This window comes from Microcystis sp. M_QC_C_20170808_M3Col, assembly GCF_007095505.1.
Lineage (GTDB): Bacteria > Cyanobacteriota > Cyanobacteriia > Cyanobacteriales > Microcystaceae > Microcystis.
Window position 1 is genome coordinate 1 of record NZ_SFBY01000435.1, and the last position, 6479, is coordinate 6479.

Here is a 6479-nt window from a genome sequence, read left to right on the forward strand (position 1 = left end):
TAATTTTCAGGGAAAAAGTCCCTGAATTTTCCCCCCAATCACTCCAAGGGTCGGCACTTTTTGAGGTCAAAAAAGTCTAAAAACCTTGTTGGATAAGGTTTTTAGATTTATTCAGCAAAACCTATTTAACTTCCAACAATTCCACATCGAAAAGTAAAGTCGCGTTGGGAGGAATCACCCCACCCGCACCCCGCGCACCATAACCTAATTCTGGGGGGATAATTAAGGTACGCTGCCCACCGACTTTCATCGATGCCACTCCTTCATCCCATCCTTTGATCACTTGACCAACTCCAATGGTAAAGGTAAAAGGTTGATTGCGATCTTTGGAACTATCGAATTTTTTGCCGTCTGTGAGGGTTCCCGTGTAGTGAACAGTCACTTTTTGACCTTTTTGAGGACTTTCTCCAGTTCCTTCCACGATATCGATGTATTTTAGTCCCGAATCGGTGGTGACTGCTTGATCTAAATCCATGGAGATGATTTCCTTATTAATAGTTTGAGTGATAGCGGGTGGCTCGATTTCTGCGGCGATCGCATTGGTTTTTTCCCCCCCACCAAAGAGGGAAGCAACGATTAAAAATAAGCCACAAACCGCAATGATAGCAAAACTGAGCAAGATTTCGCGCATTGATTTCATAATTCCCTAACGCCAGAGTTTATTCTCTAAGTCTCTCACCTGCCGTTCTAATCTATCAATCCTTCCTCGCAGTTCATCCATTTCCGATTGTCGGGGAACCCCTAAATCCTGCAAGATATTGCGGATATAGCGTTCTAAGTTATTCTCGAAGCTCCCTTGTTCAGACTTCATCTGTGTCATCAGATCATCGACAAAGTTTTTAGCCTGATCGGAATTGATTTTACCGTCTTTTACTAATTCGTCGCTCACTTCTTTGATCTTTTCTGCCACCATGGAAGTAGTGCCAATACCCATCAGCAGCAATTGTTTAATCCAGTCGCTATTATCCATTGTTTTCACACCTTTCAAGGAGACGGGGACAAAAATATCCCTATTCCATTATGGACTTTTGCGGCGGTAACGGCAGAGCGATCGAGCAGATAACCCCCCAAGGCTATCCCGGTGGAACTACCCCCATCTAGGTTTAAACCGTCCTTTGCCGTCATTAACAGCAAAATTCGGGCTAATTCGCCTAAAGTTGCCCCCCTTCCCCCGACACGATTATGGATAGCCACTAGCAAAATTTTTCCTTCTCGACTGACGGCGATCGCACTACGGGAAGCCTGTTGATTTTGGAATGCAGGACTAAATTTTTCGGCATTTCCGTCCAAAACTATGCGCCCATTCTGCAATAATAGGGGGCCAGCACCTAAAATCTGGGGATAATCAGCAAAATCTCTCGGTAGGGTGACGCTATCGAGGTTGACTCTTTCACCAATATTTAAATTAATCTCTGTCTTTCGGCAGATGACTAAATAACCATTTTCTGGTATGGCGATACTATCCTGTGGGAAAAGATTATTTAATTTCTCCGTTATGCGATCGCCTTGGACGACTAACCCAGTTTCGCGCTCGGTGAGGGGATGATAATTACTCCCCCAATCGCGAGTATAACGACTGCAGCCGGCTGTCAGGAAAGCACTATTTAACTGGGTTAGGGGAAAACGTTGTCCAGTGGCAGTAATGAGAGTTTCCTCTAAACTGAGGCGATCGATCCTGATCTGACCACGATTATCCCATGCGATCGCTCCTCGGTTTAAAATTGGTCCGGATAACCATTTGCCATCGACACGAATTGCCCCCAAAGGTAACTGATTATTACGATTAAAAAAGCCGCCATTAATCATCGCTACCGCATTACTTTCGCTATTAATCATGATCAGGGGATTAGTGCCGCGCACTGAGGTGGAATTAGCGGTAATTGGTTTAATAGTTATCTGGGGATTTCTGGGATCGATTTCTAACCAAGTCACGGGAAACCAATCTTTGTCTAACTGGATATATTTTTGATTCCAGATTAACCCTGGTTGCCAAACAATGCGCTTTTCATCCATAGCATCGGGACGAGAATCAATAATAATTCGGGGAGGATTATCCACACTGCTAATCTGTAATCCGTAGGCAGTGGGAAGGTTAATTTTTAAACGACTGATCACTCCATTATTTTCTAAGGAAGTGATCTGAGTGGGTAAGTTATTATTAGAGTTGCCTAGATCATCTTCATCGTTATTTTGGTTACTGTTGCTGCTAGTTTGGGGTTGAAACCTAGAGATAAGCGATTGCTGGGCATTTCCTTCTAGGGTAATCACTGCTTGATTTTTTGCCTGACTAACTTGCCAAAAGGTCGGGCGATCGAGTTGCATAATAATCCGTTGTACTGCCCCATAATTTTCTAGCTGAATATCTTGAATCTGAGGAGCAGGAAAGTTAATAGTTAAACTATCGCCATTAATAGTGGTTGTTGCACCCGTTGTTAGTAAAATATCCGTAACGTCTAGCCAGCGATCGGAATTGATAAAATTAGCTGATAAAGTTTGTAAATTAAACCAGCTTATCGGTTGCTTTTTCGGATCATTTGTGCTAAGAAAATCCATGCCGAATAATTGTCTTGCTCCCGTGTCACTCATGGCAATTCTGGTACTATTTCCTACTGTCCACTGTTGCCAAGGAATAGAGAAAGAACGACCATTAAGAATAATTGTTCGTCCCTGTTGCTGGTTTGATAAATCCCTAGAAGCTAAAGTTATTGGTGATCTATGATCGGCTAAAGATATAGCTGGACTGCCGATAATTATCAAGGAAGTTACCGTTAAACAGATAGATTTGATAGTCAGGGAATTTAACTTCATAATTATCTCCCTAAATCACCTTGTTTAAGGGGAAAATTGACGATTTATATCCTTGGCAAGAGAGGCTAGAAGGGACTATATTTTCTTGATCGATAACCTCTAATAATTCTTCAGTTGTTACTACCATCGGTTTAGAGTTATATAGATAACTAGAGGCTTTTTTAAGTTTTTGATCGTAGGTAACTAAATAATCACAATTAGCGGCACTACTTAAGATTAAAACATCATTCGAGTCTGCCAAAATATTGCGAATATCTCTAGCATTTTGCCAATATTTATCAAGTTTAACTAAATCAAAATCCAAGATAGTCACCTTTTCTTGAATCCGATCGACTATTTCAGGATGATTACGAACTTCTGCTAAAAATAATAACTCTTGTAAAACGATCGCATTAATAGCAAGACAAACGCAATCGAGTATTTCTCGATCGAATAAATGTACACTGGCTAGATCTCCTCGTAGATAAGAAATCAAAACATCAGTATCTAAAAAAACTAGAGGCTTCTCCATTGATTTTCTTCTCCTTGATGATAAAGAGCAATGATTTTTTCCGTGACTTCTGCAATACTGAGATGATCGCTATTAACTTCGATCGCATCTGCGGCTTTTCGCAGGGGTGCTAGGGAGCGATTACTATCCAAATAATCCCTTTTTTCAATCTCTTGGGTTAATTCTGCGAGACTAATACCCCCATTTCCCTGCGCTTCTAAGTCTTTCAATCTTCTTCTGGCTCTTTCTTCGGGTGTTGCTGTCAAGAAAATCTTTAATTCCGCTTCTGGGAAAACATTAGTACCAATATCCCGACCTTCGACGACTATTCCCCCTGACATTCCCATCTCTCTTTGCAGGGTGACTAACTGCTGTCGCACCGCTTTTTGAGCGGCAATTCTGGACACTTGCGCGGTAATTGCGGGAGAGCGAATCTCTAAAGTCACATCCTGCCCATTAATCTTCACTATAGTCACATTTTCGGGACTATCGGCCGGAATTATTGCTATCTTCGCTAAAGATAATAACTCGGCGATGGCCGCTTCTGCGGACAAATCCAGACCGGAATTGACCACTAACCATGTCACTGCGCGATACATCGCACCGGTATCGAGATAGGTTAACCCCAATTTTTCCGCTACTAAGCGCGTGACTGTGGATTTTCCCGCTCCAGCAGGCCCATCAATAGCGATAACTGCCCGACGTTGACGCAAGATAATATTATCAATTAAACGGGTTTGACCGATCAATCCAGCGATCGCTAACAAGCCATCTGTCTCGATCTGCTCGATCGGTTGTAAACTCTGGGGATGGACTAAATCCAGATACTGACAGCGAAATTCTGGTACTCTGTCGAGATTTTTTTGAACAATAGCCAGTAGTTTTTCCCTTTGTCTTTCCCCTAAATGAAAACTTTCGAGAGCTAATTGCAAACTTTTGACGATAATTGTCGCTTTTTCCCTTTCTGCGGTCGATAGATACTGATTGCGAGAACTAACTGCTAATCCCGATGTTTCTCTCACTGTAGCACAAGCGCGAATCTCGATCGCTAAATTTAAATCCCTGACTAATTGCCGGATAATCGCTAACTGTTGGGCATCCTTTTCGCCAAAATAGGCGATCGTCGGTGCAATTATATTAAACAACCTAGTGACAATTGTGGCTACTCCCTGAAAATGCCCCGGACGAAAAGCACCACATAACCCGCTAGTCAGAGAAATCGGGGGAATAACTGCGGTTATGTCCTCAGAATCACCAATTCCTAAAGTTTCCGCACTAGGAGCAAAAATAGCAGCAACTCCCAAGGATGCACACAATTGGCGATCGCTGTCAAGGCTGCGGGGATAGCGAGAAAAATCCTCTGTGGGAGCAAATTGTAGAGGATTAACAAAAATACTAACCACAGTTATCTCCGCTTCGGCCACTGCGCGCCGAATTAGACTAGCATGACCTTTATGGAGCGCCCCCATGGTTGGCACAAGGGCAATACTGCGATCATGGCGATAATCAGCCAAAAAAGTGCGTAAACCGGGGATTGTCGTGAATATTTGCACAGGTTTCACTCCTTTAATCGCCTATTCCACTACTATTCGCCATTGCTTCTAGTCCATCGGCTTTAAATAATAACATCCCATCGCCTCTTTCTGCCCAATAATTCCTTTTTGTCTCCAAATTCTATAGATTAATGGCAAAAAAGACTTGACAAAATCCCTCGATTTGACATATACTTTTTAGTATAATGGGAATCCGTGCCAAAATATATATAAGCCTTTTTTAGTTCCGCTATAAGTTTGTCCGAGAACCAATCGAGAAAACCATAAACGGGTCATTCGAGGAGCCTTATGCCACAATCTAGATCTGAGGTTATTTCAGTTAAAGTTAAAGAAAATGTCACCGTCTTAGTAGAAGCGAGAAGTTTCGGTGGTGAACGGGAAGTATCCGATCAATTATTTGACTTTCAAAGTGTGGCTGATACAATTGAGGCAATTACCGAATCGATCGCTGCTACGATAAATAAAGTGCAACCCAAAAAGGCCACCGTAGAGTTTGGGGTAGAAGTCACGGTAAAATCCGGTAAACTAACCGCTTTAATTGTGGAAGGTGAGGGAAAGGGAAATTTAAAAATTACCCTGGAATGGGGAGTATAAATTGATTAAATGCTTACCCCGGAATCTCTACCCTCGCACACTGTCAGGTTAAAGTTAATCTATGGGTCAGGAACAGGCTTTTTTGTGGGACAAGGGTTAATTTTGACCTGTCTTCATGTGGTGAAAGATGCGCGGGATAATCACGAGACTATCGAGATAATTTGGCAAGGTCAAATTTCTAGTGCCAAAATTATCAACTTGCCGAATTTAGATGGGATCGATTTGGCTCTTTTACAATTAAACTCTCCTTTAGATCACAAATATATCGATTTTGATCAAGATTTACAATTAACAGATAAATTATACACTTTTGGCTATACCAATGATTATCCGAACGGTGATCCTAGCGACTTTGAGTATATAGGTTTAACCGGGGATGAAAACCCCCTAATCAAGTTTAAATTAGGGCAAGTACAACCCGGTTTTAGTGGTTCACCGCTTTTAAATTTACGCACGGGGAAAGTGTGCGGAGTGGTGAATAAAACCAGAGATGAGTACAGTGATTTGGGAGGAAGAGCGATTCCAGTTCAGACTATTTTTAAATATTTTCCGCAATTACAACCCCAAAAAAATGCGAATAATCCTTTTATACCCACTTCTGGAGGTATTAAAGAAATTCAGCAAATTTTTGGACGAGAACAAGAAATTAAAGATATTTTTGAGATTTTAAATTCCGGCAGTAGTGCAGCTATTATCGGGGAACGCGGTACAGGAAAAACCACGCTGCTTTGGGGACTTTACCATCAAGCAAGGGAGTATCTGCGTAGTCCTCGAAAACCCTTGTATCTGAACTTAGAAGGATTAGTAGGAGATAAGGATTTTTATTATGAATTATGTCATCAGATTGGTATAGCTGCAGATTACGATAAACCGCTCAAAGGAACTAGATTAACTAGGGAATTAGAAAAACATAAAAGGGAGCATCCCAATTTTGCAATAAGTATAAATGCTTAGAGACTAAAAACGTTAGCTAAGGCAAAATAAAGAGAAACAATTAAACGGTAGAATCATGAATACAGACCAAAAAGAACAAC

At 41.6% G+C, this 6479-nt stretch carries 7 protein-coding genes; 2 read left to right on the forward strand and 5 right to left on the reverse strand.

The features are described 5' to 3' along the window. Positions 1 to 121 precede the first annotated feature (121 nt). The 5 genes from EWV84_RS20035 to EWV84_RS20055 are packed head-to-tail and all read right to left on the reverse strand — an operon-like array spanning position 122 to position 4851. Positions 122 to 640, reverse strand: coding sequence for an FKBP-type peptidyl-prolyl cis-trans isomerase (locus EWV84_RS20035; protein WP_286825685.1), 519 nt, complete (start codon positions 638 to 640; stop codon positions 122 to 124). 6 nt (positions 641 to 646) lie between these two features. After that, positions 647 to 970 carry a phasin family protein gene (locus EWV84_RS20040; protein WP_002758682.1) on the reverse strand — a complete coding sequence of 108 codons (324 nt, stop codon included), beginning with the start codon at positions 968 to 970 and terminating at the stop codon, positions 647 to 649. Positions 971 to 984: 14 nt separating this feature from the next. Further along, entirely contained in the window at positions 985 to 2808 is a 1824-nt protein-coding gene (locus EWV84_RS20045) for a phosphodiester glycosidase family protein (RefSeq protein WP_287079623.1), read from the reverse strand. Between the two features lie 10 nt (positions 2809 to 2818). Continuing rightward, a complete protein-coding gene (locus EWV84_RS20050; protein WP_287079625.1) occupies positions 2819 to 3319 on the reverse strand; it encodes a type II toxin-antitoxin system VapC family toxin in 501 nt (166 codons plus the stop codon). After that, a complete protein-coding gene (locus EWV84_RS20055) occupies positions 3304 to 4851 on the reverse strand; it encodes a bifunctional pantoate--beta-alanine ligase/(d)CMP kinase (RefSeq protein ID WP_287079628.1) in 1548 nt (515 codons plus the stop codon). Before EWV84_RS20055 ends, EWV84_RS20050 begins: the two co-directional genes overlap by 16 nt. A 288-nt stretch (positions 4852 to 5139) precedes the next feature. On the opposite strand from EWV84_RS20055, the gene EWV84_RS20060 reads away from it, so the two are divergent. Then, the gene (locus EWV84_RS20060; protein WP_287079630.1) at positions 5140 to 5445 is read left to right on the forward strand and encodes a CU044_2847 family protein; all 306 of its coding nucleotides are present in this window, start codon (positions 5140 to 5142) and stop codon (positions 5443 to 5445) included. Between the two features lie 9 nt (positions 5446 to 5454). Further along, positions 5455 to 6399, forward strand: a complete 945-nt coding sequence (locus EWV84_RS20065) for a trypsin-like peptidase domain-containing protein (RefSeq protein WP_287079631.1) — start codon at positions 5455 to 5457, stop codon at positions 6397 to 6399. The last annotated feature ends 80 nt before the right edge of the window (positions 6400 to 6479 follow it).